The sequence below is a fragment of the Sporosarcina sp. ACRSM genome (assembly GCF_022346545.1).
Classification (GTDB): Bacteria; Bacillota; Bacilli; order Bacillales_A; family Planococcaceae; genus Sporosarcina.
The window spans coordinates 358,026-381,857 of record NZ_JAKRNU010000001.1 but is presented as its reverse complement, the minus strand read 5'-3'; the positions used below and the strand labels follow the sequence as shown (position 1 = coordinate 381,857).

Sequence of the window (23,832 nt, the reverse complement as noted above, 5' to 3'; positions counted from 1 at the left end):
CGATAATGGGGTCGGTTTAGCTATTTCTGTATAATTTCCGCAAAGTGCGCGGAAATTATACAAACCGGGCCCTTCGCAGCCCGGTTTGTTTGCACGGCTAAATAACGTGTGGTATGATAAACTTAACTTTTGTAATAAGTCTTGCGCAAAAAGAGTGGGGATTCCCGCTCTTTTCTGTTGTTCTGTACTATTTTTGATTACAGGAAAAAGATTTCGGGAGGAATTAGATGAGTAAAATTACGGAAGAGGTTGAAAAACTCGTCAATCCGATTGTCACAGACCTTGAGCTGGAGCTTGTCGACATCGAGTTCATGAAAGAAGGAAGAGACTGGTTTTTACGTGTCTATATCGATACGCCTGAAGGCAATATCGATATCGATCAGTGTGCGCAAGTTAGTGAAAAATTAAGCGAAGAACTTGATCGTACAGACCCGATTCCACAAAATTATTTTCTAGAAGTTTCTTCACCGGGAGCAGAACGACCGTTGAAGAAAGAAGAGGATTTCCAAAAGGCGATCGGCCAGTACGTCTTCATAAAGACGTATGAACCGATTGAGGGCATGAAGGAATTCGAAGGTTACTTGTTAAGCTATGGACCAGAAGCTGCAGAAATTGAAGTTCGCATCAAGACTAGAAAGTTGACGGTTGTCATTGAAAAGGAAAAAATCGCATTTGCCCGCTTGGCTATTGATTTTTCCGCATAATTGAATGTAGGAGTGATGAACATGAGTAGTGATCTACTCGATGCATTGACTGCCCTTGAAAAACAGAAAGGCATTTCGAGGGACGTATTGGTAGAAGCGATCGAAGCGGCACTTGTGACTGCGTATAAACGCAATTTCAATCAGGCACAGAATGTGCGGGTCGATTTGAACCTAGATAAGGGGACGATGAAAGTCTATTCCCGGAAAGACGTTGTAGACGAAGTGGAGGATGATCGTTTACAAATCTCGCTTGAAGATGCACAGCGCATCAATCCGGCTTATGAATTAGAAGACATCGTCGAGGAAGAAGTGACGCCACGTGACTTTGGCCGGATTGCCGCTCAAACGGCTAAGCAAGTCGTGACACAGCGCGTGAGAGAGGCGGAGCGTGGGCTGATCTATGAAGAGTACGTAGATCGGGAAGATGATATCGTCAACGGGATTGTCGAGCGATTAGATGCACGCAACCTCTATGTCGGTCTTGGAAAAGTGGAGGCGGTATTGCCGGCAGGCGAACAGATTTCCACTGAAACTTACCAACCCCATGACCGCATAAAAGTGTATATTACAAAAGTTGAACGTACGTCACGTGGTCCTCAAGTGTTTGTTTCCAGAACCCATCCAGGTCTTCTTCGCAGGCTGTTTGAGGTCGAAGTGCCAGAAATTTACGAAGGCATCGTCGAAATCAAATCGATTGCGCGAGAAGCGGGTGATCGCTCCAAAATTTCGGTCCATACGAATAACGAAGAGGTGGATCCGGTCGGTTCATGTGTTGGAGCAAGAGGTGCACGTGTTCAATCGATTTCCAATGAATTGAATGGCGAAAAAATCGATATCGTTGAGTGGTCCGAAGATCCGGTCATCTTTGTGGCGAACGCGCTAAGCCCGTCAAAAGTGATCGACGTTCAAGTGAACGAAGAAGACCGGTCGACAACGGTCGTCGTACCTGACTATCAATTGTCGCTTGCAATCGGGAAACGTGGACAAAATGCCCGACTTGCTGCAAAATTGACAGGTTGGAAAATTGATATCAAAAGCGAGACGGATGCCCGTGAACTCGGCATCTATCCACGAGCATTTGATGAAACGCACGTGGAAGAAGCAGAAGGGCAATTGGATGAGGAACTCGCGTTGAACGATCCTTATTTTGTGGAAGACGAAGCGTCCACTGAGTTTGAGGAAGAAACAATCGATTTGTATTCGGACGACGAAGACTGAGAAGGAGGCTGACCATAGATGGCGAGCATGAAAAAAATTCCTTTACGAAAATGTGCAGCGTCCGGTGAAATGTTCCCGAAAAAGGAAATGATCCGTATCGTCCGCACAAAAGAGGGGGAAGTTTCAGTCGATCTCACTGGTAAGAAATCCGGTCGCGGGACGTATGTTTCGAAATCCGAGGAAGCGGTGGAGTTGGCACGCCGTAATCGATCGATTGAAAGTCAACTGGGCACGGCAGTACCAGAACAAGTCTATGAAGATCTACTCCATGCCATCCGACGAGAGGCACTGAAATGACCGATTCGAAACGGATATTTCAAATGCTTGGTATGGCTGCAAGGGCAAGAAAAATCATAACAGGTGAGGAATTGGTCGTGCGTGAAATTCGTGCGGGCAATGCACAACTTGTCATTGTGTCGGAAGATGCCTCTAAAAACACAATGAAAAAAATAACTGATAAATGTACGTCTTATAACGTTGAGAAGCATGTCTTCGGGAGTCGGGAAGATCTCGGGCATGCCATCGGAAAAGAGTCGCGAGTTGTCCTCGCGCTAACGGACGCCGGCTTTGCCGGCAAATTGTCCGGGCTCCTCAACGAATATTAACGGGGGTGGGCTAATGACGAAAATACGTGTACATGAATACGCGAAAAAAGTGAATCGGACAAGTAAAGAAGTAATTGATGAGTTAGCAAAAAATAATGTGAGTGTCAGCAACCATATGGCGACTTTGGATTCGGAGGCGGTTTCCAAACTGGACCGTAAATTTGCCGGCAAAACAAGCAATCAACAAACATCGAAGCCGAACACATCTGCTAACAACACGAACAACGGACAAAAAAATAACCGCCAAAGCGGTAACCGTCCAGCGCAAGGCGGGCAAAATCGCCCAGCAGGCGGCCAAGGTGGTAATCGTCCAGCACAAGGTGGACAAAATCGCCCAGCAGGCGGCCAAGGTGGTAATCGTCCAGCACAAGGTGGACAAAATCGCCCAGCAGGCGGCCAAGGCGGTAATCGTCCAGCGCAAGGCGGGCAAAACCGTCCAACAGGCGGTCAAGGCGGTAATCGTCCAGCACAAGGCGGACAGAACCGTCCAGGTGGTCGCGGCGGTCGTCCGCCCGCAAAGGGAATTAACCAAGGGCGAAGAAGATACCGTCCAGCACCACAGCCGAAAGTGGAACAACCGTTACCGGAAAAAATCACGTTTTACGAATCATTGTCCGTGGCAGAATTGGCGCAAAAGCTCCATCGTGAACCGTCCGAAATCATTAAAAAACTGTTCATGCTTGGTGTCATGGCGACGATTAACCAAGAGCTTGACCAAGATGCCATCGAACTGATTTGTGCCGACTACGGTGTAGAGGTAGAAGAAGAAATCCGCATTGATGTGACAGATCTTGAAATCTATTTCGAGGAGTCCGAAGAAACGGCCGAGGGACAAACAGAGCGTCCACCGGTTGTGACAATCATGGGGCACGTCGACCATGGTAAAACGACATTATTGGATTCGATCCGAAATACGAAAGTAACACAAGGCGAAGCTGGAGGGATCACCCAGCATATCGGTGCTTACCAAATCGAAGAACACGGCAAGAAAATCACGTTCTTGGATACACCGGGCCACGCAGCATTCACGACGATGCGTGCACGTGGAGCGAAAGTAACGGATCTTACCATTCTTGTTGTAGCGGCGGATGATGGTGTCATGCCACAAACGATCGAAGCGATCAACCATGCGAAAGCGGCAGAAGTACCGATCATCGTAGCAGTGAACAAGATGGATAAACCGACGGCGAATCCGGATCGTGTTATGCAGGAATTGACAGAACATGGACTCGTTGCTGAAGATTGGGGCGGCGATACGATTTTTGCACCAATTTCCGCATTGAAAGGTGAAGGGATCGATCATCTGCTTGAAATGGTCTTGCTCGTTGCCGAAGTCGGCGAGCTGAAGGCGAACCCTGCAATTCGTGCTCGTGGAACGGTCATCGAAGCACAATTGGATCGTGGCCGCGGATCCGTGGCAACCCTTCTTGTCCAAGATGGAACACTTCATGTCGGTGACCCGATCGTTGTCGGCAACACATACGGAAGAGTTCGTGCAATGATCAATGACATTGGTCGACGGGTTAAAGAAGCCGGACCATCTACGCCGGTTGAAATTACAGGACTAAGCGATGTACCGCAAGCGGGTGACCGTTTTGTCGTCTTCGAAGATGAGAAGACAGCGCGTCAAATCGGTGAATCCAGAGCGGGCGAGGCATTGCAAGAGCAACGTGTGGAGAAAACACGCGTTACGCTCGATAACTTGTTCGATCAAATGAAACAAGGTGAAATGAAAGAATTGAACCTCATCGTAAAAGCAGATGTACAAGGTACGGTTGAAGCGATGGCAGCCTCTCTCATGAAAATCGAGGTCGAAGGAGTCAATGTCAAAATCATCCACACGGGTGCCGGGGCGATCAATGAATCGGATATTTCATTGGCAGCGGCTTCCAATGCGATTGTGATTGGCTTCAACGTTCGTCCGGATGTCAATGCAAAACGTGCAGCGGAAGAAGAAGGCGTCGATATTCGTCAACACCGTGTCATCTACAAGGTGATCGAAGAAATCGAATCCGCGATGAAAGGTATGCTTGATCCGGAATACGAAGAAAAAGTGATCGGCCAACTTGAAGTTCGTGAAACATTCAAAGTGTCTAAAATCGGTACGATTGCGGGAAGCTATGTAACAGACGGTAAAATTACACGTGACTCAAGCGTTCGAATCATCCGTGATAATATCGTCATTTTTGAAGGGGAACTGGATACGTTGAAACGCTTCAAAGACGATGCGAAAGAAGTCGCAAAAGGGTATGAATGTGGAGTTACGATTAAAAACTTCAATGACATCAAAGAAGGCGATATCATTGAAGCCTACGTGATGGAGGAAATTAAACGGGTATGATTGTCTATGCGGAATGCACATTTTTCATTCCGGACGTAGCTTCTTTAAAAGGGAAGCGATCTGTATTGAAGCGTATGACGGACAGAGTGAAAAATGCTTATAATGTCTCTATCGCGGAAGTGGACCATCAAGACCTATGGCAACGGACGACAATCGCAATTGTTGCCACGGCATCATCGAAGGATGCTGCTGAGCGTGAGGTAAGGCGGGCGATTCGTTTTCTGGAGTCCAATCCGGAATGGGAAATGTCCAACCTTACACTCGATTATTATTGATACGGAATCGGGGTGACCATCCATGTCCATGCGTGCTAACCGTGTCGCAGAACAGATGAAAAAAGAACTGGGCGCCATCATCGGCCAAAAATTGAAAGATCCACGAATCGGTTTTGTAACTGTCACTGACGTCGAAGTGACCGGCGATCTTCAACAAGCGACGATTTTTATTTCAGTGCTTGGAAAAGAGCAAGAAAAAGAAGAGACGCTGAAAGGCCTGAATAAAGCGAAGGGATTCATTCGCACTGAAATCGGCCAGCGAATCAGACTTCGCGTCACACCGGAGATCAAGTTCGAATTCGATGATTCCGTTGCCTACGGAAATCGGATCGATACGCTTCTCAGACAGGTGAAAACAGATCAAGAGGACTAAAAAAAGTGGAGTCTGGACAATTAGAAAATGTTAAAATGGAGGAAGTCGGTGTCCGCATGGATTTTCCGGCTTCCTCTATTTCCATACATATGAATGAAAGTTGAACGCTAAAGAGGGGTTTAATTATGGACGGAATTTTGCCATTATGGAAAGAAAAAGGGATGACCTCACATGATTGCATTTTCAAATTGCGGAAAATTCTCGGTACCAAAAAAGTAGGTCATACGGGCACGCTTGATCCGAATGTGGAAGGCGTATTGCCGATTTGTATCGGGCAGGCAACGAAAGTGGCGGAGTATGTGACAGATTCCGGAAAAGAATATGTCGCCGTCGTTTCGATCGGGACTTCAACGGAAACGGAAGATGCCGATGGTGCGATCGTCGCTTCCGATTTGTCGATGAAACGCGTGACACGAAACGAGTTAGAGGAAGCGCTTGCTCAATTGACAGGGGAGATTACACAAATCCCTCCGATGTATTCTGCGGTGAAAGTGAAGGGCCGTAAGCTTTATGAATATGCACGCAAAGGAATTGAAGTCGAGCGGCCGGAACGGAAAGTGCAGATCCATGAAATCGAGTGGCTCGATGCCGTCGATTTGTTGGAAGGGGAAGTCATCCAGTTCCGCATCCGGATCGCTTGCGGCAAAGGAACTTATATCCGGACGCTAGCCGTTCAAATCGGTGAGTTGCTCGGCTATCCAGCACATATGGCTTCCCTCGTCCGTACAGCTTCAGGAAGCTTCAGAGAAGGTGACTGCCGGACATTGGATGAAGTGAAGGAATTGCAGGGAAAAGGGCAGATCGGCACCCTTTTAAGACCGCTTGAAGAGGCATTAGCCGATTTTCAAACGGTGGAAATCGATGGGGAGCTCTATGACAAAGTACTGAATGGACAAGTTTTGCCTGAACATCCACAATTACAGGACGGAAGCCCGATCGTGTTCACCAAAGGGAATCGGGCAGTGGCGGTCTATAAAAAACATCCTACAAAACCGGGGTTGATGAAACCTGAAAAGATGTTTCCTTTGAATAAATAAGGGGTGACAACAATGGAGATCCATAGATTACATTATCCGGAAAAAACGGCTGGCGGTCATGATGAACCGTATTCACTGGCCATTGGCTTTTTCGACGGTTTGCATAAAGGGCATCAAACCGTTATCCGAGCAGCACAGGAGAAAGCAAGAGAGCTTGGCATCCGTTCTGCTGTCATGACATTCGACCCGCATCCCTCCCATCTTTTCGGGGATGGAACGAGCAAAGTAAGCTATATTACACAATTTCCAGAGAAAGTCCGATTGCTTCGCACAATGGGCGTCGATACGCTGTTTGTCGTCACGTTCGATTGGGCACTTGCATCGCTTTCACCTGAACAATTCGTTGATATTTTTATAAAAAAGCTAGGGGTCAAACATGTGACAGCCGGCTTCGATTTTACGTTCGGTTCAAAAGGGGCAGGTACGATGGAACAAATGGCGGCTTTAGCGAACGGAGAATATGGCACAACGGTTGTAGATAAAGTGACGGACAAAGAAGAGAAAGTTTCCTCATCCCGAATCCGTCAATTGCTGGCGGCAGGAAATGTTGAAGAGGCCTCCTCCCTTTTAGGAAGGTCGTTTCGCACGATCGGGAAGGTCGTCCATGGTGAAAAACGCGGCCGTTTGCTCGGTTTCCCGACAGCTAACGTCTTACCTGACAACAAACCGGTCCTCCCTGCGAACGGCGTCTATGCAGTCCAGTTTACGGTGGAAGGAAAGACCCTTGATGGTGTCTGCAACGTCGGTGTGAAGCCGACCTTTCATGAAACAGCCCAAGCGCCGGTTGTGGAAGTGTATGTACTGGACTTCGAAGGTGATCTATACGGAAAAGAAGTGGCTGTCGATTGGATTGGGCATATACGGGAAGAAAAGAAGTTTGATTCGGTAGATGCATTGATTGAACAGCTGAAAAAAGATGCACAACAAGCAAAAGAGATCCTGTCGGCACAACGTTGAGGTTGCATTTCAAATGCCAGTATGCTAAACTTGATAAGTGCCATTAAGCACGAACCATTCCTTGGCAAAGCGATTCACCAACGTTTGCTCGGGAACCGGGGATATCTTAATCATTGGAGGTGAAAAGGATGGCTATTACACAAGAGCGTAAAAATGAATTGATCAACGAATACAAAATTCATGAAAACGATACTGGATCTGCAGATGTTCAGATCGCTATCCTTACTGAAGAGATCAATAACCTGACAGAACATTTCCGTACGCATAAGAAAGACCACCACTCACGTCGCGGTCTTTACAAAATGATCGGAACACGTAAAAGACTTTTGAAGTACCTACGTGAAAACGAAGTTCAGCGTTACCGTGATCTTATTGCTAAACTCGGCCTACGCCGTTAATAAGATGACTACCGAAAAGCAGGCATTGCGCCTGCTTTTTTTGATATTCACTAGACTTGATGAAAATATAAATGCCGACAGGTTGGAATTATATTCAGGAATATTTACACATACCATTTACCCCATTCTATTTTAGATTCCACAATAAAGTGTTATACTATATAAATGTGTCATGATGACGGTATATGATAATCAATTACGCCTCGGCGTAATTGCGTCCGGATTTTGAATTGCGAATCGAACGGCGAAGGGTTCGATTTGCCGTATTTCTGCGTTTTTTGCGGAAATTAAGGCACTTAGATAAACGCAATTGATTCCTTTCAAAATCCGTGACATCCGCCGGAGGCTTTATCTTTATTCAGCGGGCATTTGAATACCCGCCCAAGAGGAGACAAAACTTCATGTAACCCACCACCTATTAGGGTGGGAGACTTCTGCTGAATAAAGATAAAACTTGTATTTACAGAGCGCTATCACTTACACTAATGCTATACATACAACGTCTATAGTTTAGGCTGGAATATGGAGAGGAGTTCTATAATGACAGAACTAAAAAAAGTGTTCAAACTGGATTGGGCGGGTCGTCCGTTGACGATCGAGACCGGTCAACTTGCAAAACAAGCGAACGGAGCCGTATTGGTCCGTTATGGCGATTCAACAATACTTGCGACGGCAACATCATCCAAAACGCCGCGAGGGCTAGATTTTTTCCCGCTTACGGTCAATTATGAGGAGCGGATGTACGCGGTCGGGAAAATTCCAGGAGGCTTCATTAAACGTGAAGGTCGTCCATCGGAAAAAGCGGTGTTAACGAGCCGTCTGATTGACCGTCCGATCCGGCCTTTGTTTGCGGACGGATTCCGGAATGACGTACAAGTCATTTCGCTCGTTATGTCGGTCGATCAGGATTGTTCACCTGAAATGGCAGCGATGATCGGTTCTTCATTGGCATTGTCCATCTCGGACATTCCGTTCGAAGGTCCGATTGCGGGTGTTCAAATCGGACGGATCGACGGACAATTCATCGTCAATCCGACGCCAGCACAGTTGGAGGCAGGCGATTTGGATCTGATCGTCGCAGGAACGAAAGATGCGATCAACATGGTTGAAGCGGGCGCACAGGAAATCCCGGAAGATGTCATGCTAGAAGCGATCATGTTCGGACATGAAGAAATCATTAAGCTGATCGAATTCCAAGAGAAAATCGTTGCGGAAGTCGGCAAGGCCAAAATGGAAATTGAATTGTTCGAGTTGGATCAAACCATTTTAGCGGATATCAAAAACAGTTCCGAAAAAGATCTTGTGCAGGCAATCCAAACAGAAGAAAAGCATGCGCGTGAAGATGCGATCAACGCAGTGAAAGACGCGGTGATCGAGCGCTATACGGAAAACGAAGCGGATGAAGCGACGATGAAACAAGTGAAAGCGGTATTGGATCAACTTGTCAAAGACGAAGTGCGCCGCCTCATTACGGATGAAAAAGTCCGTCCAGATGGCCGCGGTCTGGAAGAAATCCGCCCGCTTGCTTCGGAAGTTGGTATTTTACCGCGAACGCACGGCTCCGGACTGTTTACACGTGGACAGACACAAGCTTTGAGCATTTGTACACTTGGTGCATTGGGTGAGGTACAGATCATCGATGGACTGGGGCTAGAAGAAACGAAACGTTTTATGCACCACTATAACTTCCCGAACTTCAGTGTCGGTGAAACAGGTCCGATTCGTGCGCCGGGACGCCGTGAAATCGGTCACGGTGCACTTGGTGAGCGCGCACTTGAAGCGGTCATTCCGAGTGAGTCTGAATTCCCGTATACGATCCGCCTTGTTGCGGAAGTGCTTGAATCGAACGGATCATCTTCCCAAGCTTCGATCTGTGCTTCGACAATGGCGATGATGGATGCAGGTGTACCTTTGAAAGCACCAGTTGCAGGGATTGCGATGGGACTTGTGAAAAAAGATGACAATTATTCCATCCTATCTGATATCCAAGGGATGGAGGACCATCTTGGCGATATGGACTTTAAAGTGGCAGGGACTGAAAAAGGGATCACTGCACTTCAAATGGATATTAAAATCGAAGGCCTTTCCCGTGAAATCTTGGAAGAGGCATTGGCACAGGCGAAAGTGGGCCGTTTGAAAATCTTGAATCATATGATGACAGCAATTGACGCACCGCGCACGGAGCTATCCGAATACGCGCCGAAAATCATCATGATCCAAATCAATCCGGATAAAATTCGGGATGTCATCGGACCTGGTGGAAAAGTGATCAATAAAATCATCGAAGAGACGAATGTTAAAATCGATACGGAGCAAGATGGAACGATTTACATTTCTTCCCCTAACTCCGAAATGAATGAAAAAGCGAAGTCGATGATTGAAAATATCGTGCGGGAAGCAAAAGTCGGCGAATATTATATGGCAAAAGTGAAACGCATTGAAAAATTCGGTGCATTCCTTGAAATATTCCCTGGAAAAGATGGCCTTCTCCACATTTCCGAAATTGCGGAAGAACGGACGAAAGCAGTGGAAGACGTGTTGAAATTAGGCGATGAATTATTTGTAAAAGTAATTGAAATCGATAATCAAGGACGCGTCAATCTGTCAAGAAAAGTTGTTCTGAAAGAAGAAAAAGAAGCGGCTGAAAAAGGGAAAAACTAAGCCGTCCTGAATATTCTAACAAAAAAGCCTCACTTCTAATTAGAAGAAGGGGCTTTTTGTGTTTGAATCCGTTAAAATAAAAAAATAGACAAAAGAGGGGGAATGGTTTCATGGTTGAAAAATATGTATGCCCCAATGGGGTTCGGATTGTTCATGAAAAAATGCCGCATGTACGGTCTGTGGCGATCGGAATTTGGGTCGGAGCTGGTTCGTTGGATGAAAGGGAATCGGAATCCGGCATTGCCCATTTCATTGAGCATATGCTGTTCAAAGGAACGGCAACGAGAAACGCGCGGGCCATTGCAGAAGAGTTTGACCGGATTGGAGGAGAGGCCAATGCGTTTACGTCCAAAGAGATGACATGCTATTACACGACAGTCCTAGGCCATCATGCACCTCGCGCTTTGTCGGTGTTGTCGGATATGTTTTTCAACTCCCTGTTTGACGAGCAGGAAATAGAAAAAGAAAAGTCTATTATTCTTGATGAACTCGCAGCTGTTGAAGATACGCCCGATGATGATGTGGATGAAAGGTTATGGAAGACGATGTATCCGGATCACGCGATTGGCAGGTCGGTGTTAGGGAACGAAAATACAATCACCGCATTTAATCGGGATGCGATACAAGCATTTATGGAGCGGATGTACACACCTGATCGTCTTGTCATATCCATCGCAGGGAATTATGATGAAAGGCTACTTAAACTCATTGAGGTCCAATTCGGCTCTTTCAAACGGGTAGGGGAGGAAAAGTCGCAGTCATCCGTGCCAACAGCTGTCTTTCACAATGGCACGACCATGAAGGCGAAAGACATTGAACAAGCGCATGTATGCCTTGGTTATCCCGGTCTGTCTATAAAGGACGAGCGCCTCCACGATCTGATCCTGTTAGATAGTGTCATTGGTGGGACGATGTCTTCCCGCCTCTTCCAAGAAGTACGTGAAGAACGCGGGTTAGCTTACTCGGTCTATTCCTATTATTCGTCTTATATGACCACAGGTAATTTTATGATTTACGGCGGAACCTCTCCAGAAAATATGCGGAAGTTGAGTGAAACAATCGATGGGGTCATCCACTCCATTCTGACGGAAGGAATTACGGAAAACGAGCTTCATAACGCAAAAGAACAGTTGAAGGGCGGTTTTTTGCTCGGCCTTGAAAGTTCGGAATCGCGGATGCATCGGAATGGAAAAAATGAACTCATTCTGCAAGAGCATAAAACGATGGATGAAGTGGTGGCGCTTATTGACGATGTGAAAGCCCGCGATGTGTATCGCATGGCAAACGAACTGTTAACGAAAGAACGCGCGCTTTCCATCATTGCACCTGCCCGCGTTTTAGAAAATATTGAAATTTGAACGGAAGTACAAGTCAGCTTTCCCGTTTTTTATTCATATGATGGATGGAGACGGAAGAAAGGAGAATGGCAATGCTACTTTCGGAACTTGCGCAAAAGGAGCTTATTCAAGTGGAGGACGGTGTCCGCTATGGTTTTTTGGCGGATACCGACCTACTCTTCGATGGGAAGACCGGGGAGATCATCGGATTTGAAGTGAAGAAGCGGTTTAGCCGTTTTTCATTCAAAAAAAATCAGGAGATCTCTGATGAATACATCCCTTGGCATGAAATCGTATTGATCGGAGAACATCGTATCTTGTTCGGAAAAACACATCGAATGGATGAGTTGAATCTCCATGACTAAAGACAAATGGCTTTTCATAGGGACGGACAAGAGACTGGTTGTGTGCAGTGAAATGATGGCAGACCGGGGATTTGCCACAACCCATATCGCAACGGATTCCTATTCGGAGCAACTTGCCTCCTATCTGTCGGAAGAGGCCCCCAAACATATCGTTTTTCCTATTCGCCAAATGGAAGGAACGCTTCCTCCAGAATTGTTGCACAAAGAAGCGAAGCTGTATACAGGCGTTGCTTCAGAGGAGTGGGTAGCCCCATTTAAAGAAGCGGGATTGACCGTTCATTCCTATTTGAAGGATGAGCCGTACATTTGGCAAAATGGCCGATTGACGGCTGAAGCTTTTATCCGTGAATATTATGCGTATGCCGGACGCAGTATTGCGGAGAACCGTTTCCATATCGCCGGGTTTGGAAAGGTCGGGAAAACGGCTGCGCATGCCTTGGCGGCGCTTGGAGCTGATGTGACAATTGTCGCCCGGTCCGACAGTCAACTCGGTGAAGCGGCCGTCCTCGGCTATCGCACGGAAAGGCTGACGGATGATTGGGAGTTGAAAGAAGGTAACTTGGTCAACACCATTCCGGCAAAGTGGTTAGCGGTCCCCGAAACTTCCCGCCTTCACATTTTTGACCTGGCTTCAGCGCCCGGTTGCCTAAGGGAAGTCCCGATTCCTGAATACTATACAGTACTTCTCGGATTACCGGGTAAACATTTTCCCGTGGATGCAGCCGCTGTCTTGGCAGAGGCACTCGAGAGGATGCATAGAGGATGAAAGGGGAACGCAATGTTACAGGGAAAGCGGATAGGCCTTGGGATTACAGCATCTCATTGTACGTACGACGTCTTAGTCCCGGTTATTGAATCATTGAAAGATGCAGGAGCAACAGTCGTGCCAGTCATTACCCATTCAGTGTTAACTGCGGCGACCCGTTTTGGAACAGGGGAAGAATGGATCGAACGGATCGAAGCTGCTACCGGCGAAAAAGTGATTTCCACAATTGTCGGTGCAGAGCCGTTCGGACCTTCGACACCAGTAGATTGTATGATCATTGCACCGATGACCGGGAATTCAATTAGTAAATTTGCCAATGCTTCGACGGATTCTCCCGTTTTAATGGCCGCGAAAGCAACTTTGCGCAATGGCAGCCCGGTTCTGCTCGGTATTTCAACGAATGATGCACTTGGATTGAACGGGGAAAATATTATGAAGTTATTAAATACGAAAAATGTCTTTTTTATTCCTTTTGGTCAAGATGACCCATTCAAAAAGCCGAACTCGCTCATCTCCGATTTTTCGCTGATGATTCCGGCTGCAGCGGCGGCTTTGGAAAAGAAACAGCTTCAACCATTATTGATAATTCACAATAAAAAATAAAAAAATACTACAGAATATTCGTGGATATGGTATAATTCCTCCAATGAACTGCTTACGGTGTAGCAAGTAAAAAGGTTTTGACGAACAATGGAGATTCGTGCAAGGTTCGTAAATCCAAGCCATTTGCATACCGGTTATAGCTGAAAGGGAGATAGAGATGAAGAAAGTGAATGTTGCAATTGTCGGTGCTACTGGAGCCGTTGGGACAAAAATCCTTGAGAAGTTGCTCGAAAGGGAATTTCCTGTCGAATCCATCAAACTATTAGCTTCTAAACGTTCAGCCGGTACAGAAATTACGGCAGGCGGTCAAACATATATTGTCGAAGAAACGGTACCTGAATCATTTGAAGGCGTAGATATCGCATTCTTTAGTGCAGGCGGTTCCATTTCGGAAAAATTTGCACATGAAGCGGTGAAACGCGGTGCGACAGTAATTGATAACACGAGCGCATTCCGGATGCAGGAGAATATTCCACTCGTTGTGCCAGAGGTGAATGCGTCAGCGCTCAGCGGGCATACAGGCATCATCGCCAATCCGAACTGCTCGACGATCCAGATGGTGGCTGCATTGCAACCGCTTCGCGAAAAATACGGATTGAAACGGATTATCGTTTCAACGTACCAAGCGGTGTCAGGTGCTGGTGCAGAAGCGATCGACGAGTTGGAAAGTCAAAGCCAGCAATTTGAAAGTCGTGCGGAAACAGAAGCTTCCATTTTGCCATCAGCTGCGGCGAAAAAGCATTATCCGATCGCGTTCAATGCCATTCCACAAATTGATGCATTCGACGCTTCCGGGTATACGCTTGAGGAACTTAAAATGATGAATGAAACGAAAAAGATTTTTGGAGATCCACAACTGTCTGTTGCTGCAACTTGTGTCAGACTTCCAGTCGTAACAGGACACTCCGAATCCGTCTACATTGAACTCGGCGAAGAAGGTGTTTCCGTGGAGGAACTGCACGCTTTGTTAGAAAAAGCACCAGGTGTTGTCGTACAAGACGATCCTTCGACTCAAACCTATCCGATGCCATTATTTGCGGAAGGAAAAGACGAAGTGTTTGTCGGTCGTATCCGCAAAGATCCAAATCATTCTGCAGGCTATCATCTCTGGATCGTCTCGGATAATCTGCTAAAAGGTGCGGCGCTCAACTCCGTACAAATTGCAGAAAATCTGATTCAGTAATAAAGATAAAACATTAGTAAAGGGCTGAATAGAATGGAACTTGGACGCGTATCGACAGCGATGGTCACCCCTTTCTCCACGACGGGTGACATCGATTATGAAAGAACTGCCAATTTGATTGAACATCTGATAGCAAACGGGACGGATTCCATCGTTGTTTGTGGAACAACGGGAGAATCTCCCACGCTTTCTGTCCAGGAGAAGGAAGCACTCTTTAAATTTTCTGTCGAGACTGTAAACAAACGAATTCCAGTCATTGCGGGGACAGGGACCTTTTCAACGACGGAGACAGTCAAGCTGACTCGTATTGCAGAAAAGGCCGGAGCGGACGGTATCATGCTCGTTGCCCCTTATTATAATAAGCCTGACCAAAAAGGGATGTACGCCCACTTTAAACATGTAGCAGGGGAAACAACACTCCCGATCATGTTATACAATATCCCTGGGCGTTCGGCTGTCAATATGTCACCTGAAACGCTCATCGCGTTATCGAAGATAAAAAATATCCGTGCCGTCAAAGAGGCGAGCGGTAGCTTGGAGCAAGCGGCAGACATCATTTCCGGGACGGATGACGGATTCTCCGTCTATAGCGGTGATGATTCCCTGGCGTTACCGACACTTGCCGTAGGCGGAAAAGGAATCGTATCGGTTGCTTCTCATATCGCCGGAAAAGAAATGCAACAGATGATCGGTGCATTTATCGAAGGGCGGACGGAACAGGCCGCAACGATGCATAGAGCATTACTGCCGTTATTCCGTGCAGTGTTCTACGCGCCAAATCCGGTGCTGGTGAAATATGCGCTTGAAAAAATCGGGGTCGAGACAGGTGGAGTCCGATTGCCTTTGACAGGTGTAGAAGGCAATGATGACGCATTTGACCAAGTATGGGAACAATATAGGAAAAATCTTCATATTTTCAATTAAGCAGAGCCGGTATTCGATACCGGCTTTTTTTATTTGTACAGATAGGTCAAGTCCCGTATAATGAGACTTAGTCGTGATGGACGGGTTTATGGAAATAGTGAAATTCAAAAAAGATTAGGAAAATAGCTAGGCCTCCAGGATACAGGTCGTACAGTCGCTAATCATGTTGACCGTGTGCAGGGATTGTCTTCCTTTATCGGTCTAGGCTCTTTTTGTCTTCCTTTTTGAACAAACAGCATATTAGGAGGAAACAATGTGGTAAAAACGAAAAACGAAGTGATAAGAATCATACCTCTCGGGGGAGTCGGGGAAATCGGTAAAGCGATGTACGCAGTAGAAATCGATGAGGAGCTGTTCATCGTGGATGCCGGGCTCATGTTTCCGGAAGGTGAAATGCTTGGCATTGACATCGTCATTCCGGATATGAGCTATATCGAAGAAAACAAAGAACGGGTCAAAGGAATTTTCCTGACACATGGTCACGAAGATGCGATCGGTTCGATTGCTTATTTATTGCAAAAGGTACAGGCGCCAGTCTACGGTTCAAAATTGACAATTGCATTGGCGAAAGAGCATTTGAAAAAAATGCCGGCCCCTTCAAACATTAAATTTTTCGAAGTGTCCAATAAAAGCCGGATGAATTTCAAAACGACGTATGTAACATTTTTCCATACGACGCATAGCATACCTGATTCGTTGGGGATTGTGTTCCATACGAGTGAAGGGGCTATTGTGCACACAGGGGAATTTAAATTTGATCAGTCGGCGAAGGGCAAATATAGACCAGATATCGCCAAAATGGCTGCGCTTGGTGAAGAGGGTGTTTTCATCCTCATGTCGGATTCTACTGAAGCGGAGAGACCCGGTTATACAACATCGGAGTCTGTCATTGAAAATAGCTTGTCCAAGACATTTCACGGTGCGGAAGGTCGAATTCTTGTCGCTCTGTATGCTTCGAACTTTATCCGGATTCAGCAAGTGTTCGACAAGGCGCATGAAAACGGAAAAAAAGTGGCGGTCGTCGGTAAAAGTCTTGAAAGCTATTTCGAGGTAGGTATGAAACTTGGTTATTTGACAATCCAGGATGATATTGTCATTCCGGTAAAAGAAATTGATACGTACGATGATGATGAAGTCGTTATCATTGTTACAGGCAACCAAGGGGAACCGCTTGAAGCGCTCGAAAAGATCGTTCGCAAACATCATCGCGAAATCCGTATTCGGGAAACGGACACGGTGCTCATTACATTCACGCCATCGCCAGGGATGGAAGTGTCCATGTTCCAGACGATGAACGATCTTGCCAAAGCGGGAGCGACTGTCCTGACAGCGAGTAAGAATGTCCATGTGACCGGACACGGGAGTCAAGAAGACTTGAAAATGATGCTCAACTTGATGAGACCGAAGTATTTCATCCCAATACAAGGGGAATACAGAATGCTGATTGCACACTCCAAATTGGCGCAGGAAACGGGAATGCAGAAATCCCAAGTGTTCATTGCCGACAAAGGGGATATCGTCGAGTATAAGAATAATAAGATGCGGATGAGTGGACGTGTACAGGCAGGGAATATATTGATCGACGGAATCGGAGTCGGAGATGTCGGGAATATCGTACTACGCGATCGAAAGCTTCTTTCCCAAGATGGAATCTTCACCGTTGTCGTTACGCTCAATCGCAAACAGAAGCGTATCGCTGCGGGGCCGGAAATCGTTTCACGCGGATTCGTTTATGTCCGTGAATCTGAAGAGTTGCTGGAAGAAGCGGCCAAGCTCGTGAGAAATATTGTAGAGAAATATGTGAATAAAGATACATTCGAATGGACAAACATTAAACAAGAGATTCGTGACACGCTCAGTTCTTATCTATTCCAACAGACGAAAAGAAGACCGATGATCATTCCGATCATCATGGAATACTAATTTGCTTCAGCATTTGAAGCGAATGTCGAACGTCTAAAAAACACACTGAATCGTATGTCAACCATAGTACCGATCTGAAGGATTTCCTTGCCGTCTGAGCGGCCGGAAATCCTTTTTCAGTAGAGTTTACATAATTACAATTACAAAGGGGGAGAGGAGAAAATGGCTAGCAAATCGAAAAAAAAGAAAAAGAAGACAGCCGCCCAAAGTAAAAAGTCGACAGGTTTGAATCCTTTATTGTATGAAGTGATCGGCTTAGCAATGATCGGTCTAGCAATCATACTGATATTCGAATTCGGGATTGTTGGCAGGAGCCTGTCATCCTTATCCCGGTTCATCCTCGGAAATTGGTATAGTGCGATTCCGCTACTCCTCATCATTCAGGCTCTGATGTTCATGATCAAACGGACGATGGGCGGTTGGAAAAACCGTGTAGTCAGCGGTTGTTTATTCATACTTGCGAGCTTCGTGTTATTCAGTCACATTTATTTGTTTAAGGAGTTATATGAAAGCAGGGTTCTCATGTCTGATTCGGCATTAAAGGAAACATGGAAGATCCTCATTACGAATGATGGCATCGCTTCAAGGAGCGGGGCGCTTGGAGGCGGGATGGCAGGAGCTGTTCTATTTGCTATGTTCCATTCGTTGCTCGATTCCGCGGGAGCGATGGTCGCCGGTGTACTGTTGTTCCTCATAGGCTTCATCTTGTTGACGGGGAAAGCGCTTGTGCCGTATGTTGTCGAGCATTTCCCGCAATATTGGAAGCGTATGAAAAGCCTATTCGTGACAACCGAACTGAAAAAGTCGACAGCAGCTGCACGTACAAGAGCTACTCGATCGAAGAATAAGAAGAAACGGGTACCGATTGAGACGGAAGAAGATCAGGTGGTGCCTGAGCCGAGTACAGAGGAAGTGGTGTCGCAGCCAATCATTTCTGCATTCAGTGAAAGAATAGAAAAACCGATACCGGATGAGCAGGCGCCAATCGCGAAAGAACGAGAACGGGAGCAACCTGATGCCGCTGAACAATCGGAAGTATTGGATGAAGCGACATCCTACACAGGTGTTACGGGGGAAGAGGAGAATGAGTCGTATGTCCTTCCGCCCGCCTCTCTATTGAAACAGACTCCTTTGAATGACCAATCGGGGGAATTCGATTCCATCCAGGCAAATGCGCAAAAGTTGGAACGGACCTTCCTTAGCTTCGGTGTCAAGGCGAAAGTGACGGAAGTGCATCTAGGCCCGGCTGTGACGAAATATGAAGTGTTGCCTGATACAGGTGTCAAAGTGAGCCGGATTGTCGGGCTTGCCGATGATATTGCGCTTGCATTGGCAGCGAGTGGCATTCGGATCGAAGCCCCTATTCCGGGTAAATCTGCTGTCGGCATCGAAGTCCCGAACAGCTCCATTGCAGTCGTTAGCCTGCGTGAAGTCATCGAATCGAATGAGAACAGTCGCCCGGATTCCAAACTGATGATCTCTTTAGGGCGTGATGTTACTGGAAAAGCGATGCTTGCAGAGTTGAACAAAATGCCCCATATGCTCATTGCGGGTTCGACCGGGAGCGGGAAAAGTGTGTGCATCAACGGCATTATCGTCAGTATTTTAATGCGAGCGAAACCTCACGAAGTGAAAATGATGATGATCGACCCGAAGATGGTGGAGTTGAATGTCTATAATGGAGTGCCTCATCTTCTCGCTCCGGTTGTAACGGACCCACGGAAAGCATCTCAAGCGCTTCAAAAAGTTGTCTCTGAAATGGAAAGACGCTATGAACTATTTTCACATACGGGTACAAGAAATATTGAAGGCTATAATGAACATATCGATGTGTGGAATCAAGAGAACGAGGAAAAGCATCCGCGCATGCCTTATATCGTTGTCATTGTTGATGAGTTGGCGGACCTTATGATGGTGGCTTCCAGCGAAGTGGAGGATTCCATCACAAGGCTTGCCCAGATGGCGCGTGCTGCCGGAATCCATCTGATTATCGCAACGCAGCGGCCGAGTGTGGATGTCATCACGGGGATCATTAAAGCGAACATCCCATCCAGAATTGCGTTTGCCGTTTCCTCTGCGATCGATTCCCGCACGATTTTGGATAGTGGCGGTGCCGAAAAACTACTTGGAAGAGGAGATATGCTATTCCTGCCAGCTGGTGTGTCGAAGCCGGTCAGGATTCAGGGGGCTTTTGTATCCGACAGTGAAGTAGAAGCGATTGTCGATTTTGTCATTGAACAACAAAAAGCACAGTATCAAGAAGAAATGATTCCGACGGAAGTGGAGGTAGTAGAACCGCATGAGGAAACAGATGACCTGTATGACGAAGCCGTCCAACTGGTTGTCGATATGCAAACAGCGTCTGTTTCGATGTTACAACGTCGATTCCGAATCGGATACTCGAGAGCGGCCCGCATCGTCGATCAGATGGAAATGCGCGGAGTCGTCGGACCACCAGAAGGAAGCAAGCCACGCCAAGTGCTGATCAGCAAAGATGAAGGGAATTATTACTAAATGCCTATCTTGCCTGAAGTCGAGGAATTTTCAAAAGAAATTTGAAAAGACTAGTTTAATTTGTATGATGAAAGTGATATAGTATGGATGTTTAGTAGTGACGTTTAACATCAGAGGTCTGACCTCGCTGAGGGGGATGGTATGATGGTAAAGGCGGACCATAGGCATCTGTACGTACAGGTAATCGAACGTTTAAAAAAAGATATAGAATCAGGGGTATTCAGAGAAAACGAGCGTTTCCCATCCGAATACGAACTTGCCCGCTCCTTAGGCGTCAGCCGTGCTACACTGCGTGAAGCGCTTCGTGTACTGGAAGAGGAGAAGGTCATCGTACGGAAACACGGTGTCGGTACATTCGTCAATTCGAGACCACTGTTTTCTTCCGGCATTGAACAATTGTCCAGTGTTTCTTCCATGATTCGAGATGCCGGCATGGAGCCTGGGACGATTTTCATGGAAGTTTCCGAAATGGTACCTTGCGATGAGGATATCGCCAAGTTTAGTTGTAATGAAGAAGATCGACTTGTGACGATCAAAAGGGTGCGGACTGCAGATCATGAACCGGTCGTCTATTGCATCGATCATGTTCTTGCAAAGCATTTGCCGTCGGGTACGGCAACGCTTATGAACGAGTCCATTTTCGACGCGATCGAAAAAAATGGGACCCTTCGTATTACACAGGCTGTGGCGCATATCGAACCGGTAGGCTATGATGATGAAGCCTCCGCGATTCTGCGATGTGGAGTCGATGTACCGCTCCTTGTCCTTCTGCAACATCATTACAGTGAGGAAGGCGAGATGGTCCTTTACTCAAAAAACTATTTCAGGGCTGATAAATTCAGTTTTCATGTCGTACGTAAACGGGTATAAGAAGTTAAAGCGCTCTACTAAAAATGTGAAAAATGGAGGTTCCAACAGTGAACAAACGCAAATTTGGACTTGCAATGTCACTCGTCCTTGCAGCGGGTACAATCCTTGGTGCATGTGGATCAGGCAAAGAAAAAAACAATGAGAAGGCAGGATCTGAAGAAGATAACTTCTCCATTGCAATGATTACAGATGTCAACGGTGTAGATGACAAATCATTCAACCAATCCGCTTGGAAAGGGATCCAAGATTTTGGAAAAGAAAACAACCTTGAAAAGGGCGATGGCGGTTTCGATTACTTGGAGTCGAAAAGTGATGCGGAATTCGAACCCAACTTGAACAGATTGGTCCGTCGCGATTTTGATTTAGTATACGGGATCGGTTACTTATTGAAAGATGCGATGGAAACAATTGCGGATCAACATCCGGAGAAGATGTTCGGTCTGGTCGATGAGATCGCCGACCGTCCAAACGTTGTCAGCATCATGTTCAAAGAGCAGGAAGGTGCTTTCCTTGCAGGAGCGACAGCTGCACTCATGACGAAGACGGATAAGGTCGGGTTTATCGGTGGAATGGAAATCCCCGTTATTGAACGCTTCCATGCAGGTTTTGTAGCTGGTGTTGAAGCAGTGAACCCTGATATCAAAGTTGATGTACAGTATACCGGTGCATTCGATAAAGCGGAACTTGGTAAAGCGCAAGCGAACCGTATGTATACCTCAGGTGTAGATATTATTTTCCATGCTGCAGGTGCGACGGGCAATGGTGTATTTTCAGAGGCAAAAGAACGTAAATCCGCTAATAAGGATGCCGACGTATGGGTCATCGGTGTCGATTCTGACCAGTATGATGAAGGACAAGTCGGCGACCAAAACGTCACCATGACTTCTTTACTGAAGCGTGTAGATATAGCCGTTAAAGACATTTCAGAACTTGCCCGTGACGGAGAATTCCCTGGCGGTGAAGTGAAAACATACGGTCTAGCCGAAGAGGGAATGGCGCTTACGGATTCACGCGGAGCTATTCCGGAGGATGTCCTTGCGAAGTTGGACGAATTTAAGCAAAAAATCGCGGCAGGCGAAATCGAAGTTCCTGAATTCCCGACAAAATAATTAAAGAACGGAGGCAGACATTGTTCTGTCTCCCTTGTTTCTAACTTAGAAAACGCTATCTTGTGACGATCAATTACGCCTCGGCGTAATTGCGTCCAGATTTTGAATTGAGCAAAGCTCAATTAACTCCTTTCAAAATCTGTGACATCCGCCGGAGGCTTTATCTTCTTTCAGCGGGCGTTTGGACACCCACTGAACGGGAAACAAAACCGGCATTCATCCCGCCACCTATAGAGGTGGGAATCTTCTGCTGAATGAAGATAAAATACATATTACAACTTCATAATCGAGATGCCATAGAGAAAAGATTTCACTGGAATTTGCTTTATGGCTGGTTACATACCTGAATGGGATATGGCTAAATTAGAGAAAATGCGATCTCGGCTTTCACAGCGATTGAATAGGGGTATGAGACGTTCACACGTCCTACTAATATAAAAAAACTGGGGGAGGTTCCACAATGAGTAAACGTAAATTTGGTCTGGCGATGTCCATGCTTCTTGCTGCCGGTACTTTACTAAGTGCTTGCGGAACGGGAACGGATAATGCGAAAGACAACGAAGGTACAGGCTCTACAGAGGGATCTGGTGAGGAACAATTTTCAATCGCTATGATCACGGATACAGGCGGGGTGGATGACAAATCGTTCAACCAATCGGCTTGGACAGGGATTCAAGAATACGGTGCAGAGAACAATCTTGAAAAAGGCGATGGTGGTTTTGACTACTTGGAATCCAAAAGCGATGCCGAATATGAACCGAACTTGAATCGCTTGGTCCGTCGTGATTTTGATTTAGTCTACGGAATCGGTTATCTATTGAAAGATGCAATCGAAACAGTTGCAGATCAGCAGCCGGACAAAATGTTCGGTTTGGTAGATGAAATTTCAGACCGTCCGAACGTGGCAAGCATCATGTTCAAAGAGCACGAAGGTTCCTATCTTGCGGGTGTTGCGGCTGCACTAATGACAAAATCGAATAAAGTCGGTTTTGTTGGTGGAATGGAATTACCGGTAATTGAACGTTTTCATGCAGGTTTTGTAGAAGGGGTCGCAGCTGTAAATCCTGATATTACAGTTGACGTACAATATACAGGTGCATTCGACAAAGCAGAACTCGGTAAAGCGCAAGCGAACCGGATGTATTCTTCCGGTGTGGATATCATTTTCCATGCTGCCGGTGCGACAGGGAACGGTGTATTTTCTGAAGCAAAAGAACGTAAAACTGCCGATAAAGATGCATACGTTTGGGTGATTGGTGTAGATGCTGACCAGTATGATGAAGGACAAGTCGGCGAGGACAACATTACGTTGACTTCCATGCTGAAGCGCGTAGATGTAGCCGTGAAAAATGTGGCTGAACTAGCACGGGATGGACAATTCCCGGGCGGAGAAACAATCACATATGGTCTTGCAGATAATGGAATTGCACTAGCCGATTCACGCGGTGCCATTCCGGAAGATGTTCTTGCTCAAATCGATGAGTATGCGAAAAAAATCGCAGCAGGTGAAATCGAAGTGCCGGAAGTTCCATCTAAATGATTATACAAGTGAACAACGATGAGGGCCGGTTTAATCCGGCCTTCACTGTTTCAATTCAAGACATTCGAGTTGATAGAAGAAAAGTTTCCATATTTATATGGAATCTTTTCTTGTGTCAATATTAAACCC

22 protein-coding genes are annotated in these 23,832 nt (G+C 46.4%); all 22 read left to right on the top strand.

The annotated features are described in order from the left end of the window. Nucleotides 1-227 precede the first annotated feature (227 nt). The 22 genes from rimP (at nt 228) to MHZ95_RS01730 (ending at nt 23,703) form a co-directional block, all read left to right on the top strand. A complete protein-coding gene (gene rimP / locus MHZ95_RS01835; protein ID WP_239388793.1) occupies nt 228-704 on the top strand; it encodes a ribosome maturation factor RimP in 477 nt (158 codons plus the stop codon). Nucleotides 705-725: 21 nt separating this feature from the next. After that, nucleotides 726-1,922: a transcription termination factor NusA gene (nusA, locus tag MHZ95_RS01830; RefSeq protein ID WP_239388792.1), complete on the top strand. Its 1,197-nt coding sequence runs from the start codon at nt 726-728 to the stop codon at nt 1,920-1,922. Nucleotides 1,923-1,940: 18 nt separating this feature from the next. Further along, nucleotides 1,941-2,219 (top strand): RNase P modulator RnpM, encoded by a 279-nt coding sequence (gene rnpM, locus MHZ95_RS01825; protein WP_239388791.1) that lies wholly within the window; start codon nt 1,941-1,943, stop codon nt 2,217-2,219. Then, nucleotides 2,216-2,527 (top strand): YlxQ family RNA-binding protein, encoded by a 312-nt coding sequence (locus MHZ95_RS01820; RefSeq protein WP_239388790.1) that lies wholly within the window; start codon nt 2,216-2,218, stop codon nt 2,525-2,527. Before rnpM ends, MHZ95_RS01820 begins: the two co-directional genes overlap by 4 nt. Nucleotides 2,528-2,540: 13 nt before the next feature. Continuing rightward, entirely contained in the window at nt 2,541-4,868 is a 2,328-nt protein-coding gene (infB, locus tag MHZ95_RS01815; RefSeq protein ID WP_239388789.1) for a translation initiation factor IF-2, read from the top strand. Next, nucleotides 4,865-5,143: a DUF503 domain-containing protein gene (locus tag MHZ95_RS01810; RefSeq protein WP_239388788.1), complete on the top strand. Its 279-nt coding sequence runs from the start codon at nt 4,865-4,867 to the stop codon at nt 5,141-5,143. The genes infB and MHZ95_RS01810 overlap by 4 nt, the downstream gene beginning before the upstream one ends. 22 nt (nt 5,144-5,165) lie before the next feature. Continuing rightward, entirely contained in the window at nt 5,166-5,516 is a 351-nt protein-coding gene (gene rbfA / locus MHZ95_RS01805; protein ID WP_239388787.1) for a 30S ribosome-binding factor RbfA, read from the top strand. 125 nt (nt 5,517-5,641) lie between these two features. Further along, nucleotides 5,642-6,553 (top strand): tRNA pseudouridine(55) synthase TruB, encoded by a 912-nt coding sequence (gene truB / locus MHZ95_RS01800; RefSeq protein ID WP_239388786.1) that lies wholly within the window; start codon nt 5,642-5,644, stop codon nt 6,551-6,553. Between the two features lie 12 nt (nt 6,554-6,565). Continuing rightward, on the top strand, nt 6,566-7,510 hold the full coding sequence (locus MHZ95_RS01795) for a bifunctional riboflavin kinase/FAD synthetase (protein WP_239388785.1): 945 nt from the start codon (nt 6,566-6,568) through the stop codon (nt 7,508-7,510). Between the two features lie 128 nt (nt 7,511-7,638). Next, nucleotides 7,639-7,908, top strand: coding sequence for a 30S ribosomal protein S15 (gene rpsO / locus MHZ95_RS01790; RefSeq protein ID WP_239388784.1), 270 nt, complete (start codon nt 7,639-7,641; stop codon nt 7,906-7,908). Between the two features lie 540 nt (nt 7,909-8,448). Next, the gene (pnp, locus tag MHZ95_RS01785; protein WP_239388783.1) at nt 8,449-10,569 is read left to right on the top strand and encodes a polyribonucleotide nucleotidyltransferase; all 2,121 of its coding nucleotides are present in this window, start codon (nt 8,449-8,451) and stop codon (nt 10,567-10,569) included. A gap of 110 nt (nt 10,570-10,679) precedes the next feature. Further along, entirely contained in the window at nt 10,680-11,927 is a 1,248-nt protein-coding gene (locus tag MHZ95_RS01780; protein ID WP_239388782.1) for a M16 family metallopeptidase, read from the top strand. 71 nt (nt 11,928-11,998) lie between these two features. After that, on the top strand, nt 11,999-12,271 hold the full coding sequence (locus tag MHZ95_RS01775) for a YlmC/YmxH family sporulation protein (RefSeq protein WP_239388781.1): 273 nt from the start codon (nt 11,999-12,001) through the stop codon (nt 12,269-12,271). Then, on the top strand, nt 12,264-13,037 hold the full coding sequence (locus MHZ95_RS01770; RefSeq protein ID WP_239388780.1) for a hypothetical protein: 774 nt from the start codon (nt 12,264-12,266) through the stop codon (nt 13,035-13,037). The genes MHZ95_RS01775 and MHZ95_RS01770 overlap by 8 nt, the downstream gene beginning before the upstream one ends. A gap of 12 nt (nt 13,038-13,049) precedes the next feature. Beyond that, entirely contained in the window at nt 13,050-13,640 is a 591-nt protein-coding gene (locus MHZ95_RS01765; protein ID WP_239388779.1) for a dipicolinate synthase subunit B, read from the top strand. A 157-nt stretch (nt 13,641-13,797) separates the two neighbouring features. Next, nucleotides 13,798-14,823, top strand: coding sequence for an aspartate-semialdehyde dehydrogenase (locus MHZ95_RS01760; RefSeq protein WP_255726494.1), 1,026 nt, complete (start codon nt 13,798-13,800; stop codon nt 14,821-14,823). Nucleotides 14,824-14,856: 33 nt separating this feature from the next. Then, the gene (dapA, locus tag MHZ95_RS01755) at nt 14,857-15,747 is read left to right on the top strand and encodes a 4-hydroxy-tetrahydrodipicolinate synthase (protein WP_239388778.1); all 891 of its coding nucleotides are present in this window, start codon (nt 14,857-14,859) and stop codon (nt 15,745-15,747) included. Nucleotides 15,748-16,002: 255 nt separating this feature from the next. Next, nucleotides 16,003-17,670, top strand: coding sequence for a ribonuclease J (locus MHZ95_RS01750; protein WP_239388777.1), 1,668 nt, complete (start codon nt 16,003-16,005; stop codon nt 17,668-17,670). 162 nt (nt 17,671-17,832) lie between these two features. Continuing rightward, nucleotides 17,833-20,184 carry an FtsK/SpoIIIE family DNA translocase gene (locus tag MHZ95_RS01745; RefSeq protein ID WP_239388776.1) on the top strand — a complete coding sequence of 784 codons (2,352 nt, stop codon included), beginning with the start codon at nt 17,833-17,835 and terminating at the stop codon, nt 20,182-20,184. A 141-nt stretch (nt 20,185-20,325) separates the two neighbouring features. Beyond that, entirely contained in the window at nt 20,326-21,054 is a 729-nt protein-coding gene (locus MHZ95_RS01740; protein ID WP_239388775.1) for a GntR family transcriptional regulator, read from the top strand. A 47-nt stretch (nt 21,055-21,101) separates the two neighbouring features. Next, nucleotides 21,102-22,163 (top strand): BMP family lipoprotein, encoded by a 1,062-nt coding sequence (locus MHZ95_RS01735; RefSeq protein ID WP_239388774.1) that lies wholly within the window; start codon nt 21,102-21,104, stop codon nt 22,161-22,163. Nucleotides 22,164-22,623: 460 nt separating this feature from the next. Further along, nucleotides 22,624-23,703 (top strand): BMP family lipoprotein, encoded by a 1,080-nt coding sequence (locus MHZ95_RS01730; RefSeq protein WP_239388773.1) that lies wholly within the window; start codon nt 22,624-22,626, stop codon nt 23,701-23,703. Nucleotides 23,704-23,832: the final 129 nt, after the last annotated feature.

Bases quoted from the DNA above. Each gene is read 5' to 3' on its own strand.
- rimP (WP_239388793.1), top strand. From the start codon at position 228: ATGAGTAAAATTACGGAAGAGGTTGAAAAACTCGTCAATCCGATTGTC.
- rnpM (WP_239388791.1), top strand. From the start codon at position 1,941: ATGGCGAGCATGAAAAAAATTCCTTTACGAAAATGTGCAGCGTCCGGT.
- nusA (WP_239388792.1), top strand. From the start codon at position 726: ATGAGTAGTGATCTACTCGATGCATTGACTGCCCTTGAAAAACAGAAA.
- MHZ95_RS01795 (WP_239388785.1), top strand. From the start codon at position 6,566: ATGGAGATCCATAGATTACATTATCCGGAAAAAACGGCTGGCGGTCAT.
- MHZ95_RS01810 (WP_239388788.1), top strand. From the start codon at position 4,865: ATGATTGTCTATGCGGAATGCACATTTTTCATTCCGGACGTAGCTTCT.
- MHZ95_RS01745 (WP_239388776.1), top strand. From the start codon at position 17,833: ATGGCTAGCAAATCGAAAAAAAAGAAAAAGAAGACAGCCGCCCAAAGT.
- truB (WP_239388786.1), top strand. From the start codon at position 5,642: ATGGACGGAATTTTGCCATTATGGAAAGAAAAAGGGATGACCTCACAT.
- MHZ95_RS01780 (WP_239388782.1), top strand. From the start codon at position 10,680: ATGGTTGAAAAATATGTATGCCCCAATGGGGTTCGGATTGTTCATGAA.
- MHZ95_RS01775 (WP_239388781.1), top strand. From the start codon at position 11,999: ATGCTACTTTCGGAACTTGCGCAAAAGGAGCTTATTCAAGTGGAGGAC.
- MHZ95_RS01760 (WP_255726494.1), top strand. From the start codon at position 13,798: ATGAAGAAAGTGAATGTTGCAATTGTCGGTGCTACTGGAGCCGTTGGG.
- rpsO (WP_239388784.1), top strand. From the start codon at position 7,639: ATGGCTATTACACAAGAGCGTAAAAATGAATTGATCAACGAATACAAA.
- infB (WP_239388789.1), top strand. From the start codon at position 2,541: ATGACGAAAATACGTGTACATGAATACGCGAAAAAAGTGAATCGGACA.
- dapA (WP_239388778.1), top strand. From the start codon at position 14,857: ATGGAACTTGGACGCGTATCGACAGCGATGGTCACCCCTTTCTCCACG.
- rbfA (WP_239388787.1), top strand. From the start codon at position 5,166: ATGTCCATGCGTGCTAACCGTGTCGCAGAACAGATGAAAAAAGAACTG.
- MHZ95_RS01740 (WP_239388775.1), top strand. From the start codon at position 20,326: ATGATGGTAAAGGCGGACCATAGGCATCTGTACGTACAGGTAATCGAA.
- MHZ95_RS01765 (WP_239388779.1), top strand. From the start codon at position 13,050: ATGTTACAGGGAAAGCGGATAGGCCTTGGGATTACAGCATCTCATTGT.
- MHZ95_RS01770 (WP_239388780.1), top strand. From the start codon at position 12,264: ATGACTAAAGACAAATGGCTTTTCATAGGGACGGACAAGAGACTGGTT.
- MHZ95_RS01730 (WP_239388773.1), top strand. From the start codon at position 22,624: ATGAGTAAACGTAAATTTGGTCTGGCGATGTCCATGCTTCTTGCTGCC.
- MHZ95_RS01820 (WP_239388790.1), top strand. From the start codon at position 2,216: ATGACCGATTCGAAACGGATATTTCAAATGCTTGGTATGGCTGCAAGG.
- pnp (WP_239388783.1), top strand. From the start codon at position 8,449: ATGACAGAACTAAAAAAAGTGTTCAAACTGGATTGGGCGGGTCGTCCG.